The 26,620-nt window shown below is 41.6% G+C and carries 26 protein-coding genes and 1 other annotated feature; of the genes, 23 read left to right on the top strand and 3 right to left on the bottom strand.

Annotated elements, in window-relative coordinates:
- Positions 1-77 precede the first annotated feature (77 nt).
- From RV00_RS09325 to RV00_RS09300, 6 genes are all read left to right on the top strand, one after another.
- A complete protein-coding gene (locus RV00_RS09325) occupies positions 78-713 on the top strand; it encodes a redox-sensing transcriptional repressor Rex (RefSeq protein WP_071862332.1) in 636 nt (211 codons plus the stop codon).
- Positions 714-755: 42 nt separating this feature from the next.
- Positions 756-968: a binding site (T-box leader), on the top strand.
- A 219-nt stretch (positions 969-1,187) separates the two neighbouring features.
- On the top strand, positions 1,188-3,827 hold the full coding sequence (locus RV00_RS09320) for a valine--tRNA ligase (RefSeq protein ID WP_071862331.1): 2,640 nt from the start codon (positions 1,188-1,190) through the stop codon (positions 3,825-3,827).
- A 201-nt stretch (positions 3,828-4,028) separates the two neighbouring features.
- Positions 4,029-5,360 (top strand): bifunctional folylpolyglutamate synthase/dihydrofolate synthase, encoded by a 1,332-nt coding sequence (locus RV00_RS09315; RefSeq protein WP_071862330.1) that lies wholly within the window; start codon positions 4,029-4,031, stop codon positions 5,358-5,360.
- Positions 5,347-6,006, top strand: a complete 660-nt coding sequence (locus RV00_RS09310) for an HAD family hydrolase (protein WP_071862329.1) — start codon at positions 5,347-5,349, stop codon at positions 6,004-6,006. Before RV00_RS09315 ends, RV00_RS09310 begins: the two co-directional genes overlap by 14 nt.
- Positions 6,007-6,055: 49 nt before the next feature.
- Positions 6,056-6,745 (top strand): RadC family protein, encoded by a 690-nt coding sequence (radC, locus tag RV00_RS09305; protein WP_071862328.1) that lies wholly within the window; start codon positions 6,056-6,058, stop codon positions 6,743-6,745.
- 151 nt (positions 6,746-6,896) lie between these two features.
- Complete coding sequence (locus RV00_RS09300) at positions 6,897-7,097, top strand: cold-shock protein (RefSeq protein ID WP_071862327.1); 201 nt, start codon at positions 6,897-6,899, stop codon at positions 7,095-7,097.
- Positions 7,098-7,159: 62 nt separating this feature from the next.
- On the opposite strand, the gene RV00_RS09295 is transcribed toward RV00_RS09300, so the two are convergent.
- The 3 genes from RV00_RS09295 to RV00_RS09285 form a co-directional block, all read right to left on the bottom strand.
- On the bottom strand, positions 7,160-7,660 hold the full coding sequence (locus tag RV00_RS09295) for a TetR/AcrR family transcriptional regulator (protein ID WP_071862326.1): 501 nt from the start codon (positions 7,658-7,660) through the stop codon (positions 7,160-7,162).
- Between the two features lie 245 nt (positions 7,661-7,905).
- On the bottom strand, positions 7,906-9,582 hold the full coding sequence (gene rnjA / locus RV00_RS09290; protein ID WP_071862325.1) for a ribonuclease J1: 1,677 nt from the start codon (positions 9,580-9,582) through the stop codon (positions 7,906-7,908).
- Between the two features lies 1 nt (position 9,583).
- Positions 9,584-9,796: a DNA-dependent RNA polymerase subunit epsilon gene (locus RV00_RS09285; RefSeq protein WP_071862324.1), complete on the bottom strand. Its 213-nt coding sequence runs from the start codon at positions 9,794-9,796 to the stop codon at positions 9,584-9,586.
- 484 nt (positions 9,797-10,280) lie between these two features.
- Between RV00_RS09285 and RV00_RS09280 the strand changes: the two genes are divergently transcribed.
- From RV00_RS09280 to atpA, 17 genes are all read left to right on the top strand, one after another.
- On the top strand, positions 10,281-12,011 hold the full coding sequence (locus tag RV00_RS09280; protein WP_071862323.1) for an ABC transporter ATP-binding protein: 1,731 nt from the start codon (positions 10,281-10,283) through the stop codon (positions 12,009-12,011).
- Positions 12,008-13,768, top strand: a complete 1,761-nt coding sequence (locus tag RV00_RS09275; RefSeq protein ID WP_071862322.1) for an ABC transporter ATP-binding protein — start codon at positions 12,008-12,010, stop codon at positions 13,766-13,768. The genes RV00_RS09280 and RV00_RS09275 overlap by 4 nt, the downstream gene beginning before the upstream one ends.
- Positions 13,769-14,239: 471 nt before the next feature.
- Positions 14,240-15,748: a glutamate/gamma-aminobutyrate family transporter YjeM gene (yjeM, locus tag RV00_RS09270; protein WP_071862321.1), complete on the top strand. Its 1,509-nt coding sequence runs from the start codon at positions 14,240-14,242 to the stop codon at positions 15,746-15,748.
- Between the two features lie 10 nt (positions 15,749-15,758).
- Positions 15,759-16,988: an aminopeptidase gene (locus tag RV00_RS09265; protein WP_071862320.1), complete on the top strand. Its 1,230-nt coding sequence runs from the start codon at positions 15,759-15,761 to the stop codon at positions 16,986-16,988.
- Positions 16,989-17,097: 109 nt separating this feature from the next.
- On the top strand, positions 17,098-17,610 hold the full coding sequence (locus RV00_RS09260) for a gamma carbonic anhydrase family protein (protein ID WP_071862319.1): 513 nt from the start codon (positions 17,098-17,100) through the stop codon (positions 17,608-17,610).
- Complete coding sequence (locus RV00_RS09255; RefSeq protein WP_071862318.1) at positions 17,597-17,932, top strand: hypothetical protein; 336 nt, start codon at positions 17,597-17,599, stop codon at positions 17,930-17,932. The genes RV00_RS09260 and RV00_RS09255 overlap by 14 nt, the downstream gene beginning before the upstream one ends.
- Before the next feature lie 65 nt (positions 17,933-17,997).
- Positions 17,998-18,270, top strand: a complete 273-nt coding sequence (locus RV00_RS09250) for a (4Fe-4S)-binding protein (protein WP_071862317.1) — start codon at positions 17,998-18,000, stop codon at positions 18,268-18,270.
- A 70-nt stretch (positions 18,271-18,340) separates the two neighbouring features.
- Entirely contained in the window at positions 18,341-18,616 is a 276-nt protein-coding gene (locus RV00_RS09245; RefSeq protein WP_071862316.1) for a GNAT family N-acetyltransferase, read from the top strand.
- 80 nt (positions 18,617-18,696) lie between these two features.
- Positions 18,697-18,933: a preprotein translocase subunit SecG gene (gene secG / locus RV00_RS09240; RefSeq protein ID WP_071857487.1), complete on the top strand. Its 237-nt coding sequence runs from the start codon at positions 18,697-18,699 to the stop codon at positions 18,931-18,933.
- 132 nt (positions 18,934-19,065) lie between these two features.
- The gene (locus RV00_RS09235; protein WP_071862315.1) at positions 19,066-19,812 is read left to right on the top strand and encodes an alpha/beta hydrolase; all 747 of its coding nucleotides are present in this window, start codon (positions 19,066-19,068) and stop codon (positions 19,810-19,812) included.
- Positions 19,812-22,190 carry a ribonuclease R gene (gene rnr / locus RV00_RS09230; protein ID WP_071862314.1) on the top strand — a complete coding sequence of 793 codons (2,379 nt, stop codon included), beginning with the start codon at positions 19,812-19,814 and terminating at the stop codon, positions 22,188-22,190. Before RV00_RS09235 ends, rnr begins: the two co-directional genes overlap by 1 nt.
- A 3-nt stretch (positions 22,191-22,193) precedes the next feature.
- The gene (gene smpB, locus RV00_RS09225; protein WP_071862313.1) at positions 22,194-22,658 is read left to right on the top strand and encodes an SsrA-binding protein SmpB; all 465 of its coding nucleotides are present in this window, start codon (positions 22,194-22,196) and stop codon (positions 22,656-22,658) included.
- Positions 22,659-22,947: 289 nt separating this feature from the next.
- Positions 22,948-23,661, top strand: coding sequence for a F0F1 ATP synthase subunit A (gene atpB, locus RV00_RS09220; RefSeq protein WP_071862312.1), 714 nt, complete (start codon positions 22,948-22,950; stop codon positions 23,659-23,661).
- Positions 23,662-23,694: 33 nt separating this feature from the next.
- Positions 23,695-23,910, top strand: coding sequence for an ATP synthase F0 subunit C (gene atpE / locus RV00_RS09215; protein WP_010746753.1), 216 nt, complete (start codon positions 23,695-23,697; stop codon positions 23,908-23,910).
- 93 nt (positions 23,911-24,003) lie between these two features.
- Positions 24,004-24,525: a F0F1 ATP synthase subunit B gene (gene atpF, locus RV00_RS09210; RefSeq protein WP_071862311.1), complete on the top strand. Its 522-nt coding sequence runs from the start codon at positions 24,004-24,006 to the stop codon at positions 24,523-24,525.
- The gene (gene atpH / locus RV00_RS09205; RefSeq protein ID WP_071862310.1) at positions 24,515-25,060 is read left to right on the top strand and encodes an ATP synthase F1 subunit delta; all 546 of its coding nucleotides are present in this window, start codon (positions 24,515-24,517) and stop codon (positions 25,058-25,060) included. The genes atpF and atpH overlap by 11 nt, the downstream gene beginning before the upstream one ends.
- Positions 25,061-25,079: 19 nt before the next feature.
- Positions 25,080-26,606: a F0F1 ATP synthase subunit alpha gene (atpA, locus tag RV00_RS09200; protein ID WP_071862309.1), complete on the top strand. Its 1,527-nt coding sequence runs from the start codon at positions 25,080-25,082 to the stop codon at positions 26,604-26,606.
- Positions 26,607-26,620 lie beyond the last annotated feature (14 nt).

The following is a 26,620-nucleotide window of genomic DNA, read 5'->3' as shown; positions in this document are numbered from 1 at the left end:
TTTTGACAAAGGATTGTTAAACAAAAACATTCATGCTAAAATTATTTATGTGAAACTTTTAACAAAGGAGCGTCATTATGGACCGCATAATTGAAAAACCCGTTCTCTCAAAAGCAACGACGAAACGTCTTTCATTGTATTTGCGTTGCTTAAAAAATTTAGAAAAAAATGGTGTCAATCGCGTGAAGTCTTCTGAGCTTAGCAAAATGACCCAAGTTGGTTCGGCGACGATTCGCCGTGATTTCTCACATTTTGGCGAGCTGGGACGCAGTGGATATGGCTATGATGTCAATGACTTAATCAAAGTTTTCAGCGACATGTTGGAGACGAAAGAAGAAAAACGAATTGCCTTAATCGGCTGTGGAAATTTGGGCCAAGCCTTGCTGAATAATAATTTTAGACGGAATGAGAATTTAAATATTGTCTGCGCTTTTGATAATGATCCGGAGAAAGTCGGCACAGAGATTTGCGGCTATCCAATTTATTCTATTGAAGAGTTAAGCGAGGTCTTAGAAGAAAAGCAAATTACGGTGGCAATCTCAACGGTTCCTAGCCAGTTTGCTCAAGGTGCCATCGATCAAGTGGTGGCGAGTGGTATTACGGCTATTTTAAACTTTGCCCCTGATCCCTTGAAGGTCCCAGAAAATGTGCATGTTCACTATATCGATTTAACTTCGGAATTGCAGACCTTGATTTATTTTGATGGTCAATAAGCTCGCTAAGGCTTTACAAGTTTTCAAGTTCATTGTAGAATGATTCATACGATGATCAAGAAGAGTATGTAAGCTCAAATGTTTTAGAGAGAAAATGATCTGCTGCAACATTTTCACTTTGACTTACAGAAGGTAGCTTGGGAGTTTGCGTTTTGAAATCAGTAGGAACGCACGGCACATGACCGTTAACACATGCTTGAGCGGCAGAAAATTTTTCTGCAATTTAGGTGGTACCGCGTAATTTACGTCCTAAAACACATTTGTGTTTTAGGACTTTTTTTTGCGAGTGAGGCTTTTTGCAGTTTATCTAGCTTAAAATCGACATCCATGTTTGATTCAATACGGCGTGCCTGCAGTCTAGTCTCATCATATGCGTTCGAAGATAAAGATTTTTTTTGAGCTAGCTGTCGGCCAGCTTTATCCGCAAACGAACCGAGCCAAAACTTTTATCAATCAATTTTAGGAGGAACAGTTATGACTGAAAATTTACCAACAAAATTCAATCCGCAAGAAGTTGAAGCGGGTCGTTACCAAAAATGGTTAGATCAAGATTTATTCAAGCCGTCAGAAGATAAACAGGCGAAACCTTACTCGATCGTGATTCCGCCGCCAAATGTAACGGGGAAATTGCATTTAGGCCATGCATGGGATACGACTTTACAAGATATGATCATTCGCCAAAAACGGATGCAAGGCTTTGACACGTTATGGTTGCCGGGAATGGACCATGCCGGTATCGCAACTCAAGCAAAGGTAGAAGAAAAATTGCGGGAACAAGGGATTTCCCGTTATGATCTTGGTCGTGAAAAATTTGTCGATCAAGTTTGGGAATGGAAAGAAGAATATGCTGGACACATCCGTGAACAATGGGCGAAGCTAGGCTTATCGCTGGATTATAGCCGTGAACGTTTTACTCTGGATGATGGGTTGTCAGATGCGGTTCGTAAGGTTTTCGTTTCTTTATACGAAAAGGATTTAATTTACCGCGGTGAATATATTATTAACTGGGACCCGCAAGCAAAAACAGCCTTATCAGATATTGAAGTGATTCATAAAGACGTGGAAGGCGCCTTCTACCATGTTTCTTATCTATTAGCTGACGGCAGTGGTGTGCTAGAAATCGCAACGACGCGTCCGGAAACAATGCTAGGCGATACAGCAATCGCGGTTCATCCAGAAGATGATCGCTATAAAGATTTGATTGGTAAAAAAGCGATTTTACCATTGTTGGACAAAGAAATCCCAATCATCGCTGATAGTTACGTGGATCGTGAATTTGGGACGGGTGCCGTGAAAATTACACCGGCTCATGACCCTAATGACTTTGAGGTGGGTAATCGTCATGACTTACCGCGAGTAAATGTAATGAATCCAGATGGCAGCATGAATGAACTGGCTGGCAAATATGCTGGGATGGATCGCTTCGCAGCTCGTAAGGCGATCGTCGCTGATTTGAAAGAGATCGGTCGTTTGATTAAAGTCGAAAAAATGGTTCACAGTGTCGGACATTCAGAGCGAACAGGTGTCGTTGTGGAACCGCGCTTATCAACCCAATGGTTTGTTAAGATGGCACCTCTTGCTGATCAAGCGGTGAAAAATCAAGCAACAGACAATGCGGTAGAATTTTTCCCACCACGCTTCAACAATACCTTTATGACTTGGATGGAAAATGTTCATGATTGGGTAATCTCTCGTCAATTATGGTGGGGTCATCGGATCCCTGCCTGGTATCACAAAGAAACCGGTGAAATGTATGTAGGTATGGATGCTCCTGCCGACAGCGAAAATTGGGAACAAGATCCAGATGTTTTGGATACGTGGTTTAGCTCTGCTTTATGGCCGTTTTCTACGATGGGGTGGCCAGATGAAGACAGTGAAGATTATAAGCGCTACTTCCCAACCAGCACGTTAGTCACTGGCTACGATATTATTTTCTTCTGGGTCAGCCGTATGATCTTCCAAAGTTTGGAGTTCACGGACGAACGACCATTTAAAAATGTGCTGATCCACGGGTTGATTCGTGATGAACAAGGCCGTAAAATGAGTAAATCTTTGGGCAACGGAATTGATCCAATGGATGTCATCGAAAAATATGGTGCAGATGCCTTACGCTGGTTCTTATCCACTGGTTCTGCACCAGGTCAAGATGTGCGCTTCAGTTATGAAAAAATGGACGCTGCCTGGAACTTTATCAATAAAATCTGGAACGCCTCTCGTTTCGTGATTATGAACGTGGAGGATTTCACGGCAGAAGATATTGATTTCTCTGGTAAGAAGACGGTTGCCGATCGTTGGATTCTGACTCGCTTGAATGAAACGATTGAAAAAGTGACGAGTCTTTTTGACCAATTTGAATTTGGCGAAGCCGGACGTCAATTGTATAACTTCATGTGGGATGATTTCTGTGACTGGTATATCGAGATGAGTAAAGAAATTCTTTACGGTGAAGACGAAGCGGCTAAGAAAACCAACAAGAGTATCTTAGTCCATGTCTTGGATCAAACATTGCGCCTATTGCATCCAATCATGCCATTTGTGACGGAAGAAATTTGGGCGAAACTACCACATACCGGCGAATCATTAGTCATCGCTGATTATCCGGTGGTTCAACCGGAGAACAACGATGAGACAGCCGCGAAGGGCATGGAAGTCTTGAAGGAATTGATCCGCTCGGTTCGGAACATTCGGGCTGAAGTGAATACGCCGCTTTCAAAATCAATCACTTTGCTGATCAAAACTAGTGACCCTAAGGTTGAAGCGTTCTTAATCGAAAATACAAGCTATATCGAGCGTTTTTGTAATCCAGAAGAGTTGACTATTGCTAGCGATATTACTGCGCCTGATTTAGCGATGTCAGCCGTTTTAACCGGAGCTGAAATTTATCTGCCACTGGCTGGCTTGATCAATATCGAAGAAGAAATCAAACGTCTGGAAAAAGAATTAGCTAAATGGACTGGCGAAGTCAAACGAGTTCAAGGAAAATTAGCCAATGAACGTTTTGTAGCCAACGCGCCTGAAGCGGTCGTTGATGAAGAACGGGCGAAAGAAAAAGATTATTTAGAAAAACAAGCGGCCGTACAAGATCGAATCGAAAGCTTGCGTACGATTTCATAATATTTTCTTGAGGCCGTGATAGAAGTGGTTAGCTTCAAGCAAGAAACTACTACTGGAACGCCGTTTACTCGTAAACAGAGCCTGTGACAAGATTTTTGTCACAGGCTCTGCTTTTTTGCGCGAGACAATCTTTCTCAGATAAATTTTGCTATACTAGAGAGGCAAGAGAACGAATAGAAATATAAAAAAGTTGAAGAATAAATGAGGCGAGAAATCTTGACGATAAAAGAAGCGATTGCTTGGATTCACAGCCGCCAAAAATTTGGCTCAAGACCAGGGCTGGAACGCGTGCAAGCATTATTAAACAAAGTAGACAATCCCGAAAAAAAGGTTCACGTGATCCATATTGCCGGAACCAACGGTAAAGGTTCTACCGTGGCTTATTTACGCAGTTTGTTAATTGAAGCAGGAGTGACGGTAGGGAGCTTTACTTCCCCCTATATCGAAGAGTTTAACGAACGAATCGCGATCGACGCGAAGCCAATCAGTGATCAGGATTTGATTCAGTTGGTGGAAAAATTCCAACCTTTAGTGGAAGAATTGGATCAGCAGCCAGAAATCAATGGCATCACTGAATTTGAAATTTTAACGGCTATGATGTTGGATTATTTTTTGACTAAAGAAGTAGACGTAGCGGTGGTGGAAGTCGGCTTAGGCGGCTTATTAGATTCAACCAACATTGTGGAGCCAATGTTGACGGCAATCACGACGATCGGCTATGATCATATGGACATTTTAGGGGATACGTTAAATGAGATCGCCTTTCAAAAAGCGGGCATTATCAAAAAAAATATTCCTGTTGTGACTGGTAAAATTAATAAAGGACCACTAATTGAGATTACTGAAAAAGCCGCAGCCGAAACAGCCCGGATGTATCGCTATGGCAAAGAATATACCGTCAACTATTTACACCCTGATCCAACGTGGGGAGAACTATTTACCTTTAACGACCAAGCGGGCAAGCTTTCTTCGTTGAAAGTCCCACTTTTAGGCCGGCATCAAGTAGAAAATGCGGGAGTCGCTATCGAGCTGTTCCGCTTGTATTGTGAACAACAGCGGCTACCTTTTGACGAGAAAACAGTTCAAAAAGGCTTAGCTAATGCCCAATGGCCGGCTCGGATGGAGAAGGTCAGCGATGAGCCATTGATCGTAATGGATGGTGCTCACAACAGCCACGCTATGAAGCGTTTAGTAGAAAATGTTAAAAAAGAATTTCGTAATTACAATGTCAAAGTGTTGTTTTCGGCCTTAGAGACAAAAGATATTGATCAAATGCTTGCGTTGTTACAAGAAATTCCCAATGTACGGATTTATTTAACCACCTTTGAATATCCTAAGGCAATGGATCTCGCCCGCTATGATGATCGGGAAAATAATCAGTTTAGCGTCGTTTCGCTATGGCAATTTGGGTTGGGGGAATTGTTGGAGGATATGGCAGAGGATGATTTACTTTTAATTACAGGATCGTTGTACTTCGTCTCTGAAGTACGTCAATTATTATTAAATATAGGAGGAAGCGATGAAAAAAACTAAGGGAATTATTTTTGACATGGATGGGTTGTTGTTTGATACAGAGTCGATTTATCAGGACGCTAATTTAATAGTAGCTGAAAAATATGACATCCCCTTCACTAAAGAGACCTACAAGCGTTTCATTGGGATCTCGGACGAAGAAGTCTGGGCTGCGCTCCATGAAATGTACGCGGACCATGGTGAAGCGACGGTTCAAAAATTCATCGATGAAAGCTGGGGGCTGGCTCATGACCGCTTCAAAACAGGCGAGGTTGATTTGAAGCCAGGCGTTCATGAGTTACTAACCTATTTGGAAGAAAAGAATATCCCGCGTGTGTTGGCCTCTAGCAATGTGCGACCAGTCATTGAAATATTATTGGAGCATGCTGGCATTCGCGACAAATTTTCTGATATCGTCTCAGCCGAAGATGTAAAGTTTGCGAAACCTGATCCAGAAATTTTTGTGATCGCTGCAGATCGCTTGGGGATTAATCCGGCAGACGGCCTAGTCTTAGAGGACTCTAAAAATGGGATTCTAGCAGCAGAAGGTGCGGGGGTACCAGTGGTGATGGTTCCGGATATTGTTGCGCCAACTAGCGAATTAGAAGCAAAGACAGTAGCGGTACTACCCACCTTACATCAGGTGATTGACTTTTTAGAAGCATAACGTTGACTCCTTTGCGTACTTTAAAGAAAAGTAGGTAAAGGAGTTTTTTATGGAAAAAAGTTTATTGTTGCAAGAGCTACCGGAAAGTTCCTGGCCGCGGGAACGTCTGTTGCGAACTGGTGAAAAACATTTATCGGACCAAGAATTATTGGCGATTATTTTACGGAACGGCTCGCGTCAGCAAAATGTTATGGAATTAGCCGGAACAATCTTACGAACCTTTCCAAGCTTATATGAATTAAAACAAGCGACCGTGCAAGAGTTACAGCAATTCAAGGGAATTGGCGAGACACGAGCGATCGAATTAAAAGCGATGATGGAATTTGGCTACCGAATCAATTGTGCACTGCAGCCAAAAATGGGAAGGGTTCAGTCGAGTCTTTCATTAGGACAGCAGTTGATTAGTGAGTTGAAGGATTATCAGCAAGAGCATCTGGTCGCTTTTTTTCTCAATACCAAAAATGAGATCATTTCGCAAAAAACACTTTTTATCGGCTCGCTAAATCAAAGTATCGCTCATCCACGAGAAATTTTTCGTGAAGCAGTGCGAATCAGCGCGGCTCGAGTAGTTTTAGGTCATAATCATCCTTCAGGAAACCCAATCCCTTCGCAAAATGATTTAGAGTTTACAGAACGGGTGAGGGAGTGTGGTGAGATGATGGGAATCGAATTATTGGACCATATTATCACCGGAGAAACCAAATATTTCAGTTTGCGTGAAGAAAAGTACTTAAAGTAGAGATTGAAAACCCTTGCGCAGAGAATAACACCAATGTTAAAATATTAGTGTAATTTTGTTTTAGATACGAGTTGGTATATAGACGATGCCCTTTTCGTAGGCTGGCAATGTTACAATCAATAAGTGCTAAAGCACGAGGAGGATTTTATTCATGGAAAACGGAACAGTAAAATGGTTTAACGCAGAAAAAGGTTTTGGCTTCATCACTCGCGAAGATGGCAGCGATGTATTCGTACATTTCTCAGCAATCCAAGGCGACGGCTTCAAAACATTAGAAGAAGGACAAGCAGTAACTTTCGATGTTGAAGAAAGCGATCGCGGACCTCAAGCAACTAACGTTAACAAAGCATAATAAAACGATAAGCCTTAGAGAAAATTCTCTAAGGCTTTTTTTGTTTATTTTATTTTTGAGTTTTAGCTAAGGAAGCTTTGAAAAAATAAATCTTCCTCCAACGTTTCCGTGTGATTGGCATTGTTTATCGCCAAAGCAGCTTTTCCAATACAATACTGCCAAAAGAAATCAAAAGCATGAGGATGCTCTTTTTCTGCGCAGATGGTTGTAAAGAAAGTATAGGTTACTTCTTTAACGGCTTGGATCGTTTCAGAATCCTGTAAGAAAAAGCGGTAAAACTCTTCAGGGTAGTCCGTCGCGTAATTCACGATGGTGGCGGACAATGCTCGTAGATTTTTAGGGTCTTGATCGTCTAAAAAATCCGTGTACTTCACTAAGATACGATTTTTTAGTACCGCCTTCAATTCAGCCAAATTCTCAAACTCACGATAGATTGGCTGTGTCGAGCAGGAGATGTGCTGAGCGATATTACGAGCGTGAAATTTCTTAAAGCCCTCATTGAGAATCAGCTGATAGGCGCCGTCAATGATGTGGCTCCGATGAACGCGTTGTGTTCTTACCATTGTTAATCTTCCTTTATCTTGATTTGAATTGTTTTTAAAATAACTAGTGATAGTTAATGCGCCTTTTTATCTAACTTTCATTGTGCAAATAAAAAAGCAAATTGTCAATCGAATTTAACGCGTTTATAAGAAAAAAATAATTTATTTTGCGTAAAAAGGATGATTAGATAAGAATTAAAAGAGAAACCTTATTAGTCAATCAAAATAAAAAAACACCTATCTGTAAAACAGATAGGTGCTTTCGATTAATTATCTGGAGTCATGATCATTGGCAGAATCATCGGATGACGTTCTGTTTGATCAAATAAGAACGGTTGTAAGGCACCGACCATTGCATTTTTAAGCTTCGATTCATTGCAATTGCCTTCATTCAGCGCTTCTCGTAACGCATGGAATAAAATCCGTTGGCCTTCGTTGATCATTTCACCTGATTCACGCATATAAACGAATCCGCGGGATAAGATGTCTGGACCAGCTAAAATTTCTTTTTTCTCAATATCAACAGTCGCTACCGCCAAAACCAATCCTTCTTCCGAAAGAATTCGACGATCACGGAGAACGACATTGCCGATATCACCGATCCCGCTGCCGTCAACATAAACATCGGTCGCAGTGAAGTGACCGGCGCGGCGAGCGCTATCAGCTGTTAGGGCCAACATATCACCGTTTTCCATCAAGAAACAATTTTCTTCTGGGACACCGGTGTCTTGGGCCAAGCCAGTATGGATCTTCAGCATCCGGAATTCACCATGGATAGGAACAAAATATTTTGGTTTCATTAAGCGCAACATCAATTTTTGTTCTTGCTGACTACCGTGTCCGGAAGTATGGATATTGTTGACTTTTCCATGAATTACTTCGGCGCCGGCTTCGGACAGCAGATTGATCAAATGGTTGACGCTGGTCGTATTCCCAGGGATTGGTGAGCTTGAAAAGATCACCGTATCATCTGGTTGGATTTGAATCTGACGATGGGTCCCGTTAGCGATCCGGGAAAGAGCCGCCATAGGTTCACCTTGCGAGCCGGTACATAAAATCATAACTTCATTGGCTGGCAATTGATTCATTTCATGAGCATCGATAAAGGTCCCATCAGGTACAGTAATGTAGCCTAATTTTTGACCGTTGACGATGGCATTTTCCATGCTGCGACCAAAGACCGCGATTTTTCGACCGGTCGCAACGGCGGCAGATGCAGCTTGTTGCAAACGAGAAATGTTAGAAGCGAAGGTGGCAAAAATAATCCGACCATCGACTTTTTCTACGATTCGTAAGATTGATTGACCAATCGTCTGCTCTGATTTGGTAAAGGTTGGAACCTCTGCATTGGTACTATCAGAAAGTAGACATAAGACGCCTTCTTCACCAAGTTTAGCCATGCGATGAAGATTAGCAGGTTCTCCGACTGGTGTGAAATCGAACTTGAAGTCGCCCGTTTCTACGATGTTTCCAGAAGGTGTCTTCACAACTACACCTAATGGATCAGGGATACTGTGGGTTGTCCGGAAAAAGCTGACGGATGTTTTGCGGAAACGAATTACGGAATCTTCATTGATCTCGTGTAGTTCGGCATCCCGCAGCAAACCATGCTCGTCTAATTTATTTTTGATTAAAGCTAAAGCTAAAGCTCCTGCATAAATCGGAATATTGGCCTGCTTTAATAAGTAGGGTACTCCGCCGATATGGTCTTCATGACCGTGAGTAATAACGAGTGCTTTGACTTTGTTGATATTTTGGGTAACGTAACTGAAATCAGGAATGACATAATCAATCCCTAATAAATCATCTTCTGGAAATTTTATTCCGGCATCAATAATGATGATTTCATCTTGGAATTGAACCCCATACATATTTTTTCCGATTTCGCCCAATCCACCAATGGCAAAGACACCAGTTTCATTGTTTTTTAGCGAAAGTTTCATATTAGAACTCCGCTAACTTGAAGTCGGCATTTTCTTTTTCGTATTCTAAATGATTGCCTTCTAAAAGTTGGATATATTCCACGTTATATGGGGTGTTATCACGTAATAAGTTGTGAACCATTTCTTCGTTGTCAGCTTCGACATAAATTGATTGAGTTTGTTCACGTTTTGGATTGCGCTCTTTGGTTTCTTGATAATAAACTTTGTAAATCATGAATCTATCTCCTTTATTTGCTTAATAGCAATTTTTTCCACGACAAAATGAGGGGCGGGTGCCACCTGTTTTTTTACGTCTAGCTTTACGAACAAGCTTTTTTCACAATAAGCGAAAATTTTGGTAAGTCTAAGTTACGACTGAACAAAATTTTGATCGGATTGTTTAAAAGCGGATGGAGTTCAGAAAGCCTTTCCTAATGCTCAACGTCTTAGCTTGTGCGAAAGCGCTGAGAAGAAGCCTCGTCTTTGCTTCTTGCTTGAAAAAACAATTTCACCGTACTTTGGGTTGTTCTTACAACAATTACTTGTAGTTTATCACAGAATAAATCAGAAGTATAGAAACTAGGAAGTGAAATGAGGTTTCCTAAGAAAATTTCAGAAAGTAAAAAAAGTTGAGTATAAAAAAACAATTTCCTCTTAGGCGAAAGTTTTTTATTTATGCTATATTGGAGACATTACGGTATAGAAAGAGGCGAGAAAAAATGAAGTTGATGTTGCGGTATACTTGGCGCTACAAAAAGTTATTATTTTTTGATTTCATCAGTGTATTTGGATTTATTTTAATCGAATTGGGGCTGCCGACAATTTTGGCCATGATGATCGATAAGGGGATTGGGAATAACGATTTCAGCTATGTTCAGAGGATGGGAATGGTAATGATTGCAATTACAGTCGTTGGAATCATTATGAGTATTTCTTTGCGTTATTTCAGCTCTCAGATCACCTCTCGCATGGTAGCGGCGATTCGAGATGATTTGTTTGAGAAAGTCCAGAATTTTTCTCATTCAGAATATGAACAAATCGGGGTACCTTCCTTGATTACACGAGCGACAAACGATGCCTATCAAATCATGTTGTTTATGCAAAATATTTTAACGACCGGGTTTATGACGCCAATGATGTTTGGGATGAGTTTGTATTTGATTATGCGAACCAGTCCCGGCTTAGGAATTTATGTGCTGTTGGCACTGCCAATCTTATTGTTAGCCGTTTTGTTGATTGCGAAATATTCAGAGCCATTATCAACCAAGCAACAGAATAATTTGGATAATATCAACGGTATTTTGCGGGAAAATCTTTCAGGGTTACGGGTGATTCGGGCCTTTGTGAATGAAAAATTTGAGGAAATGCGTTTCCGTTTAGTCAATGATGCATACACCAATAGTTCGAAAAGCCTGTTTCACTTAATGGCGGTCGCACAGCCGGGCTTTTTCTTTCTATTTAATATTGTGATGGTATTGATTATTTGGAATGGGACAATTCAGATCGATCAAGGAAGTTTAGAAGTTGGTACGTTGATCGCCTTCATCGAATATATTTTCCATGCGTTGTTCTCCTTTATGCTTTTCGCAACGGTCTTTATGATGTATCCACGGGCTAATGTGTCTGCGCAACGAATCCAAGAAATTTTTGATATGGACCCGCTGATTAAAGACAATCCAGCAGCAATTGTGGAACCAAAAGAGAAAAGTACATTGGAATTCAGAGATGTAACTTTTGCTTATCCTGGGCATGCGGAAAGTCCGGTAATTCGTAATGTCAGTTTTACCGCCAATCCGGGAGAAACAGTCGCCTTTATCGGTAGTACCGGTTCAGGTAAATCAACATTGATCCAGTTGATCCCACGGTTTTACGATGTAACGGAAGGACAGGTCTTAGTCGACGGTCAAGATGTGCGGGCCTATCGGCTAAAAGATTTACGTGAAAAAATCGGCTATATTCCGCAAAAGGCCCAATTATTCACCGGAACGATCGAAGAAAATCTTCGTTATGGGAAAAAAGATGCCACCCAAGCGGAAATGGAAGAAGCGGCGGAGATTGCGCAAGCGGCCGAATTTATTTCACAAAAACCGAATGGCTATCAAGAAGAGTTGGCAGAAGGCGGTGGAAATTTTTCCGGTGGTCAGAAGCAGCGTCTGGCGATTGCTCGCGCAGTGATTCGCCGACCAGAGATTTATATTTTTGATGACAGTTTCTCTGCATTAGATTATCAAACAGATGCTAGATTACGAGCACGCTTGAAAAAAGAAACGACGCAAGCGGCGGTTCTGATTGTCGCTCAGCGGGTGGGTACGATTATGCACGCTGACAAAATCGTAGTTTTGAACGAAGGAGACGTCGTTGGTATTGGGACCCATCGTCAGCTACTTGAAAACTGTCCGATTTATTATGACATTGCCGCATCACAATTATCGAAGGAGGAATTAGCATGAAAAAATACACTTCTTCTTTAAAACGATTGATGCGCTATATCAATCCTTATAAAAAAACATTTATCCTCGTTCTTGTATTAGCGGTGGCGACCTTGGTATTAGGCACATGGATGCCCTATCTGACTGGCTTGCCGACAACTGAGGTCAGCAAAAATATTACTCAAGGCGAAGCAGTCAATTTTGATTATGTATTTAAATGGTTAGCCGTGATTGTGATTGTCGGGATCGCTTATTGTGGCACCCAGTTAGCGACGGGCTGGCTAATGGCCAATGTTGTCCAATCCGCAATGCGAGATTTGCGTGAGGATATCGAGGCCAAGATCAATCGTTTACCGGTCTCGTATTTTGATCGCAATCAACAAGGAAATATTTTGTCACGGGTAACCAATGACGTAGATGCGGTCAGCAATGCGATGCAACAAGCGATCATTAAATCTATCAATGCGGTTTTAGGGATCTTGCTGGCAGTTGCCATGATGTTTTACATCAATCCGATGATGGCTCTGCTATCAATGATCATGATTCCTTTGTCAATCGTGATTTCTAGAAAGATCGTCCAAGTCTCTCAAAAAGATTTCCAAGGAATGCAGAATTCTTTAGGAGAGTTAAATGGTTACGTACAAGAAAACATGACTGGTTTCAGTGTCTTGAAGCTGTATGGGCGTGAGCAAGAAACTTTAGCTGGTTTTAGTAAGGTCAATCATCAATTACGACATTTCGGCTTTCGAGCGGCTTTTGTCTCAAGTTTGATGCAGCCACTCGTTCAATTAACAGCTTATGGAACGTACATTGCAATGGCGATCTTAGGTAGCTGGAATGTCATTCACGGTGTGATCTTAGTCGGTCAGTTGCAAGCCTTCATTCAATATATTTGGCAAGTCAGTCAACCAATGGGAGAAATTACCCAGCTGTCATCCATGATTCAAAGTGCTTCGGCCTCAGCAAAACGAGTCTTTGAAATCTTAGATGAACCGGAAGAAACGTTGAACGAGACCGATTTAGCGTTACCAGAACCACTCCAAGGAAACGTCGTCTTTGACCATGTGCAGTTCAGCTATGATCCTAAGAAGCCATTGATCGAGGATTTGAGTTTTGAAGTTAAGGCGGGAGAAACGGTCGCAATCGTTGGACCGACAGGGGCCGGGAAAACCACCTTGATTAATTTATTGATGCGTTTTTACGACATCGACAGTGGTAAAATTTTAATTGATGGTGTGAATACGCAAGAAATGAACCGGTCCGATGTCCGTTCGTTGTTTGGTATGGTGTTGCAAGATGCGTGGCTGTATGAAGGTTCGATCGGTGATAACATTCGCTTTGGCCGATTGGAAGCCACGGATTATGAAGTCGTAGATGCCGCTAAGACTGCTAACGTCGATCACTTTATCCGGACGATGCCCGGTGGTTATGAGATGGAGATCAATTCAGAAGGTAACAATGTTTCGTTAGGACAAAAACAATTATTGACGATTGCTCGTGCGATCATTTCGGATCCGAAAATTTTGATTTTAGATGAAGCCACTAGTTCTGTCGATACACGATTGGAAGGATTGATCCAAAAAGCAATGGATCGAGTGATGGAAGGACGAACGAGTTTCGTGATTGCGCATCGCTTATCAACGATTCGCGATGCGGACCATATTCTAGTCATGAAAGATGGAAATATCATTGAACATGGAACGCATCATGAACTGTTGGAACAAGGCGGATTCTACGAACAACTTTATAATAGTCAGTTTATGGAAGAAGCTGAGTAAGGCTAAGTAAGAAGGTTAGAGACATGGATGAAAATCCATGTCTCTTTTTATTTTAATTTGAGTAATTCTTCACATGAAATGATTTATTCATGAGAAGGGGTGTTTTTTTTCTAATTTTGGATCGCAAGACAAGTGAAAATAAAAAAACTTGCGTCATGATATAAAAGCTTATAAATAAATGAATTTTATCAAGTTAAAAATAAAAAGAAATGACCTGATAAGAAAACGGGGGTTATTTATTATAAAAAAGAAAGCGTTTTCTTTGTTGGGTTATGCTTTACTAAGTTATTCGGGAATCCTGTTGTTTTAGCGGTAGCGAATACTTACAATTTTAGTAATAAAGCGATTTTTTTTCGAAAGAACAAATCATTTCTTTAAATACGTGTAACTTAATTTGAAGAGAAGAGTTCTTTAAATCTTAAGAAAGGATATGCTTGGCTCGCTGAAAAATAAAAATTGGAGGAAACATTCATGTCGAAACCGAAAAAACAGAAATTAACGTTAATCTCACTGATTCTTATGATCTTCACATCGGTATTTGGTTTCACCAACATCACTCGCGCATTTTATTTGATGGGTTACGCTTCGATCTTGTGGTACGTTTTAGCAGCAGTTACGTTCTTTTTACCTTTTGCTTTTATGTTGTCCGAATATGGAGCAGCCTTTAAAGATCGAAAAGGCGGCATTTATTCTTGGATGGCGGAATCCTTTAATCCTAAATTTGCTTTTATTGGTACTTTCATGTGGTATGCATCATATATTATTTGGATGGTTAACGTAGGCTCGGGGATCTGGATTCCATTGTCGAATGCGATTTTTGGCGTAGACAAAACACAACAGTGGACACCGTTTGGATTATCCGGCGTACAAACATTAGGAGTCTTAGCTATTTTCTGGATTATTTTGATTACTTTTGTTTCTTCAAGAGGATTAGACAGCATCAAAAAAGTGACGTCAATCGGTGGAACGGCCGTTGCATTGATTAATGTTGTATTATTTATCGGTGGTCTGGCGATTCTTTTACTGAATGGACATATGGCACAGCCACTGAGTCCAGGGGCATTTTTCCAGTCACCGAATGCAGACTATTCGACGATGATTCAAGTCTTTGGGTTCCTAGTTTTTGCGATCTTCGCCTATGGCGGTTTGGAAGTTGTTGGCGGCTTAGTGGATGAAACAGAGAATGCCGAAAAGACTTTCCCTCGAGGAGTGGCGATCTCGGCAATCGTTATCGCGGTGGGATATGCAGTGGGCATTTTTATGATGGGAGCCTTCACGAATTGGACCTTTGCCTTTACACAGTTTTCTGATGCAGAAGTAACTTTAGGAAATGTTGCTTATATCGCCATGAATAATATGGGTTATCAACTAGGCCATGCGCTGCATTTAACAGAAGCGGCCTCTGTCACGATGGGTGTTTGGGTGTCGCGCTACATGGGCTTGTCGATGTTCTTAGCGTTGACAGGCGCATTTTTCACCTTGATCTTCTCGCCTTTGAAGCAGTTGATTGAAGGGACACCGAAAGAAGTTTGGCCGGAATATTTGACTAAAACTAAAAATGGTTTGCCTGTCAACGCAATGAAAGTCCAAGCGGCGATCGTGATTGCGATTGTGGCTCTAGTTTCTTTTGGCGGCAGCGGTGCGAAATATTTCTTCCAAGTCCTAGTTTCGATGACGAATGTTTCGATGACGATTCCTTATATGTTCTTGGCGATCGCTTTTGTTGGATTTAAAAAGAAAAAGGAAATCGAAAAACCGTTTGAGATATATAAGACTCAGACAACGGCCAATATTGCAGTAACTGTTGTAACTTTTGTGGTTGGCTTTGCCAATGTCTTTACGATCGTTCAACCAGCAATGCAAGGCGACCTTGCGGGAACAATTTATTCGATTTTAGGTCCAGTCGTTTTTGGAGTGGTTGCGGTGGTTATGTATAGCCGGTACGAGAAAAAATATATTTTATCTTCAGGAACACTATAGAGGTGGAAAAATGAAAGCTCTAATGGAACATTTAGACGCATATGCGAATTTGATTGTGAAGACAGGAGTCAACGTTCAGGCGAAAGATTTAGTTCAGTTAGACATTTCCGTCAATCAGGCACCGTTGGCTCGTTTAATAGTAAAAAAAGCCTATGAAGCCGGAGCGAGTCAAGTCATTTTGCGGTGGGCAGATGACACAATTTTACGAGAACAGGTACTGAATATGGAACTTGACGAATTGCGGGAAGTTCCAGCGTACAAGCAAGCGGAGATGGATGACTTAGTTGCTCGGCGGATCAGCCGAATCAGTGTCGTTTCACAAGATCCCGGCTTGTTCGCTGGCGTGGATACGAAACGAATTGATGCCTATCAACAATATGATCGCAAATTATTATTTGGTCTGCGACAAGTTGCAGCGGCGAATAAAATCAGTTGGACGGTAGTAGCTGCGGCGGAAGCACCGTGGGCGGCTAAAGTTTTCCCGGAACTGCCTGAGTCAGAACAAGTAACAGCTTTGTGGGACGCGATCTTTAAGGCAACTAAAGTTTATGAAACTGATCCGATTCAAGCGTGGTCAGCACATGAAAAAAGACTGCAGGAAAAAGCAGCCATGATGAACCGTGAACAATTTAAAGCGTTGCATTATCAAGCGCCTGGAACTGATTTAACGATTGGCCTGCCCGTAAATCATGTGTGGGACAGTGCTCGCAGTATTAATGAAAAAGGCTTTGAATTTATGGCCAATATGCCGACAGAAGAAATTTTTACCGCTCCTGATTGCCGGGGCGCAGACGGAGTCGTGTATTCAACGAAGCCCTTAGCTTACGGTGGACAAGTAATCACCGGCATTAAATTGACTTTCAAAGACGGTACGATTGTCGATGTCCAGGCGGAGCAAGGTGAAGCAGTCTTGAAAGCATTAGTCGAAATGGATGAAGGTTCCAAGCATTTAGGCGAGGTGGCGTTAGTGCCGGACCCTTCACCAATCTCTCAATCAGGAATTACCTTCTTCAGTACACTATACGATGAAAATGCCTCGAATCATTTAGCTATCGGCAATGCCTATGCCTTTAACTTAGCAGGCGGAGTCGATATGAATGAAGAAGAACTGATCGAACATGGCTTGAATCGGAGCAAAAATCATGTGGATTTCATGATTGGTTCTGATCAAATGAATATTGACGGGATTCGTCAAGACGGCAGCCGCACCGCAATTTTTAGAAATGGTGATTGGGCTTAGCGTCTTTTATGAATAAACAGGAAGCAAGAGTCTTAAAATTATTTTTAAGGCTCTTTGTTTTACAAAAGAAAGGATAGCCTCATGCTATACTGAAATTGAGGTGAGGACGATGACAGAATTTATTGCAAATAGCGCAGATGTATTTGGAGACGTAACCATTGAGGCTGGCTCGACGATTTGGTTTCAAAGTGTTTTAAGAGGAGACAGCAACAAAATTTCAATCGGTAAAAAAAGTAATATCCAAGATGGGTCGATCGTGCATGTGGATCATGACGCGCCAACTCAGATCGGTGACTATGTGACGGTCGGGCATGGCTGTATCATTCACGGTTGTAAGATTCATTCAGGGGCTTTGATAGGAATGGGCTCAACCATTTTAAATCACGCGGAGATCGGAGAAAACAGTTTGATTGGAGCGGGCTCATTAGTAACCGAAGGAACCGTTATTCCAGCCAACTCGCTGGCTTTTGGCTCGCCTGCTCGGGTGATTCGCCAATTGACATCCGCGGAGATCGAAAAAAATCGTGAGAACGCGGAGCATTATTATGAATTAGGGCAAGCTTATTTGAATAAGGTATTTCCCGCGTTTTCTTCACAAGGAGCTTCCCATGAAGGAGACTAGCTTTTTATTATTGCAAGCACAACTGCGGGCGCTTTTTCCCGAAGAAGGTCTGAATCAGTTAGCGATTTACGAAGATCAAACCGAAAAATTATTGATTTTCTCTAACCGCGGGTTGCACGTTTTAGAAGAAGATGATCTGACCAAGGAACCACGAAACGTTTATTTTACGGCAGAAAGTTTGAAACCCTTTTCCTTGCGGCAACAATCAGGTGTCTTTGAATTGTTAATCGAGACCTTAGGCGGACGAACATTTACTTTGGCGTTTCCGGATCAGGGTGATGCGCATCAGGCGATGCAGACTCTAATCGAACTCTTAGCTTAAAAGACGATTTAGTGTAAATTTTTTTTGATTTTCTTTATAATCTTACTTAAAGGAAGTGATAAAAAATGGACGGAAGTAAATTTGATCAAGAGCCTGTAAATGAAGAAGAATTATTGGCTCAAGGTTATCGCAAATATCATGGTGAGGGCATTGATATTTATTACAATAAAGATATTTGCGCGCATATCGGAAATTGTGTCCGAGGCAATCCAGAAATTTTTGAGGTGGGACGCAGACCGTGGATCATCCCGGATAATGGCAGTGTGAAAAATGCCAGCTATGTCGTGGATACGTGTCCGAGCGGCGCCTTGAAATACATTGTAAAAGCAGAAGTATAACGGGATTTTCCTAAGCTAATTAAGGGTATCCCATAGTTCATCAAAAACTTTTATTCAGAGGAGCGTTATTATGGAAATCAAAGAAGAAAAAGAACGTTTTGTCTTACTAAACGACGAAGGAAACGAAGCGGGCGAAATGACTTGGTCAAATGCAGGTCCTGAAATCATGATCATCGATCATACCTTTGTTGACCCAACTTACCGTGGCCAACAATTAGCACAAAAATTAGTTGCGGCTGGCGTTGAAAAAGCACGTAAAGATGGTAAAAAAATCATCCCTCTTTGCCCATTTGCTAAAAAAGAGTTTGAAGAAAAACCAGAATATGCAGACGTTTTAAGAAAATAAGTTCGTTTTCCTCTCTAGTCAAACAGCTTCGATTATGCTAAAGTAAAAAATGAGGTAGTTTGGAATAAGGAGGTCATCTTTTGTATAATTTTATTTTGGGCGTTATCTTAGTGTTGTCAGTGATCATCGTCATTACGATTATGATGCAGCCTAGCAAACAAAATAGTGCTGCGAGTGCATTTACTGGCGGTGCGGATCAATTGTTCGGAAAACAAAAGGCGCGCGGCTTTGAAGCTGTGATGCAACGATCGACTGCAGTTTTAGGTGCGGTTTGGATGATTTTGCTCTTCGTCTTAATGTTTCTATCAAGCAAATAAAACGGCCTCTCGCTTGAGAGGTCTTTTTTTTGTGGCTCAGTTTCACGAACAAACTTTTGAACGAAGCCTTTCTAATTTTGTATTTAATGTAAATCAAGTACACTTTAAGATAGAAGAAAAGGAGTGGAAAGAATGGTTCAATTACCTGAGTCGTTGTTCTTGCCCCACGGAAAGCGGGCGGTGTTACTTTTGCACGCTTATTCTGGCAGTCCGAATGATGTACGGATGCTGGCACGTTCGTTAGAAAAATTAGATTATACAGTTTACGCCCCGCTATTTAAGGGACATGGCACGCTAGACCCTTTGGATATTTTGCATGAAAGCTCAGAGCATTGGTGGCAAGATAGTCAACAGGCAGTAGAATTTTTACAAGCAAAAGGCTATCGAGACATTGCCGTTTTAGGATTATCAATGGGGGGTATTTTTTCAACCCGTTTATTAACGGAAGCTTCAAAGGACTTTGTTGGAGGCGGCTTTTTTTGCTCACCAATCGCGCCAGTGAAAACGCAAGTAGCTGAAAACTTCCTATTGTATGCTAAGCAAGTAATCGAACGAACTGTAGAAGTCCTAACGGATGAAAAGCTGACGACGTATCGTCCATTAGTCGAAAAACAACTTGCTACAATCGAGGCGCAAGCGAGACGAGCTTATGAAAAATTAACTGCGATCCAAGCGCCCTTTTTTATGGCGCAGGCAGGTCAAGATGAAATGATTGAAGCGGAAGGGGTTTTTCAAACGGCGGAACAGTTGCAGCAGACAGCCTTTACGTTAAAATGGTATCCTAAAAGCGGACATGTGATTACGGTAGGACCTGAACGAAGACAATTTGAACAAGACGTTGCTGATTTTTTAGCAGGTCTTAGCTGGAGAGAGAAATAATGGAGAAAAAAACAATTAAAGCAGAAATACTGGCTGGATTGAAAGCGGCCACTAAAAAAAGTCTGTCAATGGAAGAATTGGCAGAAGCATTAGACATGCGTAAAAGTGAGGACTACAAGCTGTTGGTTCAAACGGTTGCGCAAATGGAACGGGAAAAGACCTTAGAGTTTAATAAAAAAGGTCGCATCAAGCTGCCTTTCCAACCAATCGAAGTTGAAGGAATCTTTCGTCGTAACGAACGAGGCTTCGGTTTTGTAACGATCGATCCGGAAGAACCAGATGTGTTTATTCCGAAGGATGCGACGAATTTTGCAATGGATGGCGATATCGTTATGATCGATATTCAAAAAACAGCGGATCTGTTTGCTGATCGTGGGGCAGAAGGCCAAGTCGTTTCCATCAAAGAACGGAAAGTCCAACAATTGGTTGGTGAGTTCACTGCCTTTGATGTGGATGAGATCGCAGAATCGGATTTGTTTGGCTACGTAACACCAAAGGATAAAAAAAGTGCGCAGTTTAAAGTATTTATCGCAGCTGAAGGGATTCAACCGGTGGACGGCAGTGTCGTTATCGTTGAGATCACCCATTATCCGGAAAAAGGCTATGCAACCAGTCTTGAGGGAATGGTGACAAAAGTCATCGGTCATAAAAATGATCCAGGGATGGATATTTTATCGATCGTGATTGCCCAAGGGATTCCGACACAATTTCCTGAAGAAGTCCAGACCGCATCAGAGCAAGTGCCAGATCAAATTTCAGAGTCGGATCTAGTTGGTCGCAGAGATCTGCGGGAGCAACAGATCGTGACAATCGATGGTGCTGATGCGAAAGACTTAGATGATGCGGTGACTGTTCGTAAACTAGACAATGGTAATTATTTTTTAGGTGTTCATATCGCCGACGTTTCCTATTATGTGACAGAAGACAGCATCTTAAATAAAGAAGCCTTTGAACGAGGAACCAGCGTTTATTTAACCGATCGGGTAATTCCAATGATTCCTCAGCGTTTATCAAATGGAATCTGTTCATTGAACCCGCAGGTGCCACGTTTAACGATGAGTTGTGAGATGGAGATCGATCCAAGTGGAACGATTGTTCAGCATGAAATCTTCCAGAGTGTCATTCAAACGACTGAGCGAATGACGTATTCGGCAGTCAACGAGATTTTGGAAGAGAAAAAGCCAGAAACGTTAGAACGTTATCAACAGCTAGTGCCGATGTTTCAACTAATGAAAGAACTGCATCAGATCCTTGAAGCCCGTCGTATCCAACGTGGAGCAATCAATTTTGAGGATCGTGAAGCGAAAATTTTAGTTGATCCAGAGGGTCGTCCAATGGATATTGAGTTGAGGGAACGAGGAGTCGGTGAACGATTGATCGAATCCTTTATGCTAGCCGCCAACGAAACGGTTGCGGAGCATTTTAATCGCTTGAAGTTGCCTTTTATCTATCGAATCCACGAACAGCCGAAGGAAGAAAAAATGCAGCGTTTCTTTGATTTTGCGTCTGCCTTGGGTATTTTAGTTAAAGGGACAAAAAATACCATTACGCCGAAAGATTTACAAAAGGTTATTGACGAGGTAGAAGACAAACCGGAAGCACCAGTCATCAATACGATGCTCTTACGGAGTATGCAACAGGCACGCTATTCTGAAGACAACTATGGTCATTATGGCTTAGCTGCTGAATATTATACGCACTTTACGTCGCCGATTCGTCGTTACCCTGATTTGATTGTTCATCGTCTGATTCGGACCTATAGTCAGGATCAAGGGGAAGCGACAAAAGCCAAGTGGGCAGAGGCGCTGCCTGAAATCGCTGATCATAGTTCGAAGATGGAGCGTCGGGCAGTGGATGCTGAACGTGAAGTGGACAGCATGAAAAAAGCGGAGTATATGGCGGATAAAGTCGGTGAAGAATTTGATGGGATCATCAGCTCTGTTACGAAGTTCGGGATCTTTATCGAACTGCCGAATACGGTTGAAGGTATGACCCATCTCAATGAATTAAAACAAGATTATTTCCACTTTATTGAAAATCAATTAGCTTTAGTCGGTGAACGGACACGCCAAACCTTTAAGATAGGGCAAAAGGTGCGAGTAAAGGTCACGAAATCTGATCCTGAAACACGGGAAATTGATTTTGAGCTGCTTGAAGCCGAAGAAATTCCCGCACTGGAGGTTCCAGGAAACAATCGTCGCAACAATCAGCGCCGCAAGCCAACCGGTGGACGCAAGAATAATCAAAATACCAATAAAAATCATCCGAAAAATTCAGATCGTCCCGCTGCGGGAAAAGAGAAGAAAAAGAAAAAAGGCAAGAAGCCTTTTTACAAATCGGTGGCCAAAAAGAAAAAAACAGGTAGAAAGAAGGGATAGCAGATGCCAAAGGGGGAAGGAAAACTCGTTGCACAAAATAAAAAGGCCCGTCATGATTATACGATCATCGACACGATGGAGGCGGGGATTGTTTTGCAAGGAACGGAAATCAAATCGATTCGCAATAGCCGGATCAATTTGAAGGACGGCTTTGCTCGTGTTCGAAACGGCGAAGCTTTTTTATACAATGTTCATATTAGTCCGTATGAGCAGGGGAATATTTTCAATCATGATCCTTTGCGAACACGGAAATTATTGCTTCATAAAAAACAAATCGCACGTTTGGCCGGAGAATTAAAAAATGCCGGAATCACGATCGTGCCTTTGAAAGTCTATTTGAAGGATGGCTACGCCAAAGTTTTGATCGGTATCGGCAAAGGGAAACGTCAATATGATAAACGTGAAACGTTGAAGCGAAAAGATGTCGATCGACAGATTAGTCGGACGTTGAAAAATTATTCTCGTTAACAAAATATTCTTTTTCGCATATTTAATGATAATTTCTTTACTTCACTATGGATTTTGATACGATTAGTTACAATCTATACTAGCTGTTTTGCGGGCTAAATTAGTAACCAGAGCGGATTTTAGCAAGAATAAAATAACACACTTAAAATTTTCTTTGACTTATTCGAAAATTTTTAGGAAAATTCTTTGAAATTTTCTTTCTCTGGTGGTAACATACGATAGTATTTTGACGAGCAGCGCTAAGCAAGCATGAGCTGACGCGAATCGCTGAGAAGAGAGGTGAACTGGATTGAATGAAAAATCTTGGGTTTTCCATATAGGTCCCGTATGGTTTGACGGTACGGTAACGTCAATGATTGTTTTGACATGTATCATCGTCTTTCTCATTGTTTTTGCGTTTACACGCAACCTATCATTGAAACCCAAAGGCAAACAAAACGCAATTGAGTGGGTCATTGATTTTACGACGAACATTGTTGGTGACAACATGCCGCGTAAAGAAGTCAGAAATTTTAGTTTGTTCTCATTTACGTTGTTCTTATTTATCTTTGTGGCAAACCAAATCGGGCTTATCACTAAAATCGTTTCAGGAAACGATGTCACGTATTGGAAGAGTCCAACAGCAAACCCATTTGTAACAATGGGGCTGGCGTTACTAGTATTGACCTTGGCGAATTATCTTGGGTCAGAAAAATTTGGCCTAGGTGGTTACATTAAAAATTCTTTCTTTACACCTGCGGGCTTGTTCCCGATCAAGTTGATGGAAGAATTCACCAATGTTATTACGTTAGGTCTGCGTCTTTACGGCAATATCTTTGCCGGTGAAGTATTGCTTTCATTGATCGCAAGTGTTGTAACTAGTACTGGCTGGATCACCTTGCCACTAGTTGTTCCGCTTGAAATGATTTGGATCGCATTCTCATTATTTATTGGTAGTATCCAAGCTTTCGTTTTCACAACTCTATCGATGGTTTATATCAGTCATAAAATCGAGGTAGAATAAAAAATTTAACACACTTTTAGGAGGAAATTTATTATGAACTTTATCGGTGCAGGAATCGCAATCATGGGGGCCGCAATTGGGGCTGGTTATGGTAACGGACAAGTAATCTCAAAAGCAATTGAATCTATGGCACGTCAACCAGAAATGTCAGGACAAATTCGTTCAACAATGTTTATCGGTGTTGGTTTGATCGAAGCTGTGCCAATTCTAGGTGTAGTATTAGGTATGTTGATGGTTTTCCAAGGTTAATAAATGACGCTTTTTTATTAAGGCTTATAGCTAAGCCTAAGGAGCGAATGACGATCCTTAAATGAGGAAGACGAACAGAAAGGAAGACCGAGTATGCCGAATCTAGTTATTGCTGAGACTGTCAATACAACGCTCGGTAATTTAATCGCTGTTACATTATCATTCGTGATATTAATGGCGCTATTGAAAAAATTCGCGTGGGGTGCAGTCCAAGACATCTTACAAAAACGTGAAGATAAGATCGCCAATGATCTAGATTCTGCCGAACAATCACGAAACAAAGCAGCTGAGTTGGAAAAAGAACGTGAAACTCAGTTAGCCAGCTCTCGTAGTGACGCGGCAGACATCATCAAAAATGCGAAGGAAAGCGGCGAATTAAGTCGCCAAAACATCATCAAAGACACCAAAGAAGAAGTTTCTCGTCTGAAAGATCGGGCGCAAGCCGAAATCAAAGACGAACGAGACAATGCTTTGACCTCTGTTAAAGATGACGTGGCTACTCTTTCCCTACAAATCGCAGAAAAAATCTTGAGCAAAGAGCTTTCACAAGACGCGCATCAAGATTTGATCAACGACTATATGGATAAGCTAGGTAATACGAAACATGAAGCTTGATAAATACACTGTTGGTAAACGTTATGGAAAAGCTTTGTTTGAATTGGCGATCGAAAATAAAGCCGCCGATGCCGTTTATCAAGAGTTGTTGACCGTTCGAGAAATTTGTAAAGAAATTCCCGATCTAGGAAATATTTTAACGGATGTTCGTTTAACAGGAGCCGAAAAGAAAGCGATTATGGATGCTTTTACCGGCAACTTTGAAGGGATCATTAAAAATTTTCTACTAGTTGTTTTTGAGTACAATCGCAGTGATGATCTTCCGTTCATGATTGATGAATACGAGCATCGCTATGATGAATTAAATAAAATCGCACACGGTACAGTCACTACAGCTGTTCCGCTCTCTGAAGAAAAGAAACACGAACTTGAAGCAAAAGTCGCTGATGTTTTTGGCTACCAGAAGGCCACGTTAACCCCGTTAGTTGATGAATCAATTCTCGGCGGTGTCATTGTTGAAGCCGATCATCAAGTGATCGACGGCAGCCTCGCCAGCCAATTAAATGGTCTACGAGCAGCACTTAGTAAAAAGTAGAGAAGAAGAGGTGAAATGAATGGCCATCAAAGCAGAAGAAATCAGTGCTTTAATTAAAGAACAGATTCAAAATTATGACAACAAACTGTCGGTTGAAGAAATCGGAACAGTTACTTACGTTGGGGACGGAATCGCCCGTGCCCACGGCTTAGAAAATGCAATGAGTGGAGAACTGTTAGAGTTTTCTAACGGCTCTTACGGAATGGCACAAAACTTAGAAAGTAATGATGTAGGTATCATCGTTCTAGGTGAATTTGAGTCCATTCGTGAAGGAGATAAAGTAAAACGGACCGGTAAAATCATGGAAGTGCCTGTTGGCGATAACATGATTGGTCGGGTCGTGAATCCACTAGGTCAACCAATCGACGGCATGGGCCCAATCGAAACAAGCAAAACGCGTCCAGTGGAAGCTATGGCTCCCGGCGTTATGCAACGTAAATCCGTTTCAGAACCTATGCAAACAGGTTTAAAAGCCATCGATGCCTTAGTTCCAATCGGCCGCGGCCAACGTGAATTAGTTATCGGTGACCGGAAAACTGGGAAAACTTCGATTGCGATTGATACGATCATCAACCAAAAAGGTCAAGATATGATTTGTATCTACGTCGCTATTGGACAAAAAGAATCCACCGTTCGTTCACAAGTGGAAACACTTCGTAAATTTGGTGCGATGGATTACACCATCGTCGTAACAGCTGGTGCTTCTCAACCTGCACCGCTATTATTTATTGCGCCTTACGCTGGAACAGCAATGGGTGAAGAATTCATGTACAACGGCAAACACGTCTTGGTCGTCTTCGATGATTTATCAAAACAAGCTGTTGCTTATCGTGAACTCTCATTACTATTACGTCGTCCGCCAGGTCGTGAAGCTTACCCAGGGGATGTTTTCTACTTGCATTCACGTTTATTAGAACGTGCAGCAAAACTTTCTGACGAATTAGGCGGTGGATCATTAACAGCCTTGCCATTCGTTGAAACACAAGCCGGAGATATCTCCGCTTATATCCCTACTAACGTGATCTCAATCACTGATGGACAAATTTTCTTAGAAAACGATTTGTTCTACGCTGGTATTCGTCCAGCCGTTGATGCTGGTTTATCCGTGTCACGGGTTGGTGGTTCAGCACAAATCAAAGCGATGAAAAAAGTAGCCGGGACCCTTCGTTTGGACCTTGCCAGCTATCGTGAATTAGAAGCCTTTACCCAATTCGGTTCAGATTTAGATGCAGCAACACAAGCAAAATTAAATCGTGGTCGTCGGACGGTTGAAGTTCTAAAACAAAAATTACATGATCCACTTCCTGTTGAAAAACAAGTCGTGATTCTTTATGCCTTGACGCATGGCGTACTTGATAGTATTCCAGTCAATAGTATTTTAGATTTTGAAGCGCAATTATTTGAATACTTAGAAACGAACCATTCTGATTTATTCGCGACAATTCGTGAGACGAAAGAATTGCCGGAAGCTGAAAAATTAGATAGCGCGATCCAAGAATTCAAAGACATTTTTGACGCATCAACTGCTAACAAAGAAAAAGCATAATCGAGGTGAGAAAA

Origin of the sequence: Enterococcus devriesei (genome assembly GCF_001885905.1) — a bacterium.
Lineage (GTDB): Bacteria > Bacillota > Bacilli > Lactobacillales > Enterococcaceae > Enterococcus_A > Enterococcus_A devriesei.
Note: the sequence above shows the minus strand (reverse complement) of the source record. Positions and strands in the feature narration are given on the sequence as shown.

Excerpts from the sequence above, each read along its gene's own strand:
- RV00_RS09325 (WP_071862332.1), top strand. The coding sequence starts at position 78 with ATGGACCGCATAATTGAAAAACCCGTTCTCTCAAAAGCAACGACGAAA.
- RV00_RS09265 (WP_071862320.1), top strand. The coding sequence starts at position 15,759 with ATGAAAGCTCTAATGGAACATTTAGACGCATATGCGAATTTGATTGTG.
- RV00_RS09275 (WP_071862322.1), top strand. The coding sequence starts at position 12,008 with ATGAAAAAATACACTTCTTCTTTAAAACGATTGATGCGCTATATCAAT.
- RV00_RS09295 (WP_071862326.1), bottom strand. The coding sequence starts at position 7,660 with ATGGTAAGAACACAACGCGTTCATCGGAGCCACATCATTGACGGCGCC.
- RV00_RS09245 (WP_071862316.1), top strand. The coding sequence starts at position 18,341 with ATGGAAATCAAAGAAGAAAAAGAACGTTTTGTCTTACTAAACGACGAA.
- rnjA (WP_071862325.1), bottom strand. The coding sequence starts at position 9,582 with ATGAAACTTTCGCTAAAAAACAATGAAACTGGTGTCTTTGCCATTGGT.
- RV00_RS09320 (WP_071862331.1), top strand. The coding sequence starts at position 1,188 with ATGACTGAAAATTTACCAACAAAATTCAATCCGCAAGAAGTTGAAGCG.
- radC (WP_071862328.1), top strand. The coding sequence starts at position 6,056 with ATGGAAAAAAGTTTATTGTTGCAAGAGCTACCGGAAAGTTCCTGGCCG.
- yjeM (WP_071862321.1), top strand. The coding sequence starts at position 14,240 with ATGTCGAAACCGAAAAAACAGAAATTAACGTTAATCTCACTGATTCTT.
- atpH (WP_071862310.1), top strand. The coding sequence starts at position 24,515 with ATGAAGCTTGATAAATACACTGTTGGTAAACGTTATGGAAAAGCTTTG.
- atpF (WP_071862311.1), top strand. The coding sequence starts at position 24,004 with ATGCCGAATCTAGTTATTGCTGAGACTGTCAATACAACGCTCGGTAAT.
- RV00_RS09310 (WP_071862329.1), top strand. The coding sequence starts at position 5,347 with ATGAAAAAAACTAAGGGAATTATTTTTGACATGGATGGGTTGTTGTTT.
- atpA (WP_071862309.1), top strand. The coding sequence starts at position 25,080 with ATGGCCATCAAAGCAGAAGAAATCAGTGCTTTAATTAAAGAACAGATT.
- RV00_RS09235 (WP_071862315.1), top strand. The coding sequence starts at position 19,066 with ATGGTTCAATTACCTGAGTCGTTGTTCTTGCCCCACGGAAAGCGGGCG.
- RV00_RS09280 (WP_071862323.1), top strand. The coding sequence starts at position 10,281 with ATGAAGTTGATGTTGCGGTATACTTGGCGCTACAAAAAGTTATTATTT.
- RV00_RS09260 (WP_071862319.1), top strand. The coding sequence starts at position 17,098 with ATGACAGAATTTATTGCAAATAGCGCAGATGTATTTGGAGACGTAACC.
- RV00_RS09285 (WP_071862324.1), bottom strand. The coding sequence starts at position 9,796 with ATGATTTACAAAGTTTATTATCAAGAAACCAAAGAGCGCAATCCAAAA.
- RV00_RS09315 (WP_071862330.1), top strand. The coding sequence starts at position 4,029 with ATGAGGCGAGAAATCTTGACGATAAAAGAAGCGATTGCTTGGATTCAC.
- RV00_RS09250 (WP_071862317.1), top strand. The coding sequence starts at position 17,998 with ATGGACGGAAGTAAATTTGATCAAGAGCCTGTAAATGAAGAAGAATTA.
- RV00_RS09255 (WP_071862318.1), top strand. The coding sequence starts at position 17,597 with ATGAAGGAGACTAGCTTTTTATTATTGCAAGCACAACTGCGGGCGCTT.
- rnr (WP_071862314.1), top strand. The coding sequence starts at position 19,812 with ATGGAGAAAAAAACAATTAAAGCAGAAATACTGGCTGGATTGAAAGCG.
- atpE (WP_010746753.1), top strand. The coding sequence starts at position 23,695 with ATGAACTTTATCGGTGCAGGAATCGCAATCATGGGGGCCGCAATTGGG.
- smpB (WP_071862313.1), top strand. The coding sequence starts at position 22,194 with ATGCCAAAGGGGGAAGGAAAACTCGTTGCACAAAATAAAAAGGCCCGT.
- RV00_RS09300 (WP_071862327.1), top strand. The coding sequence starts at position 6,897 with ATGGAAAACGGAACAGTAAAATGGTTTAACGCAGAAAAAGGTTTTGGC.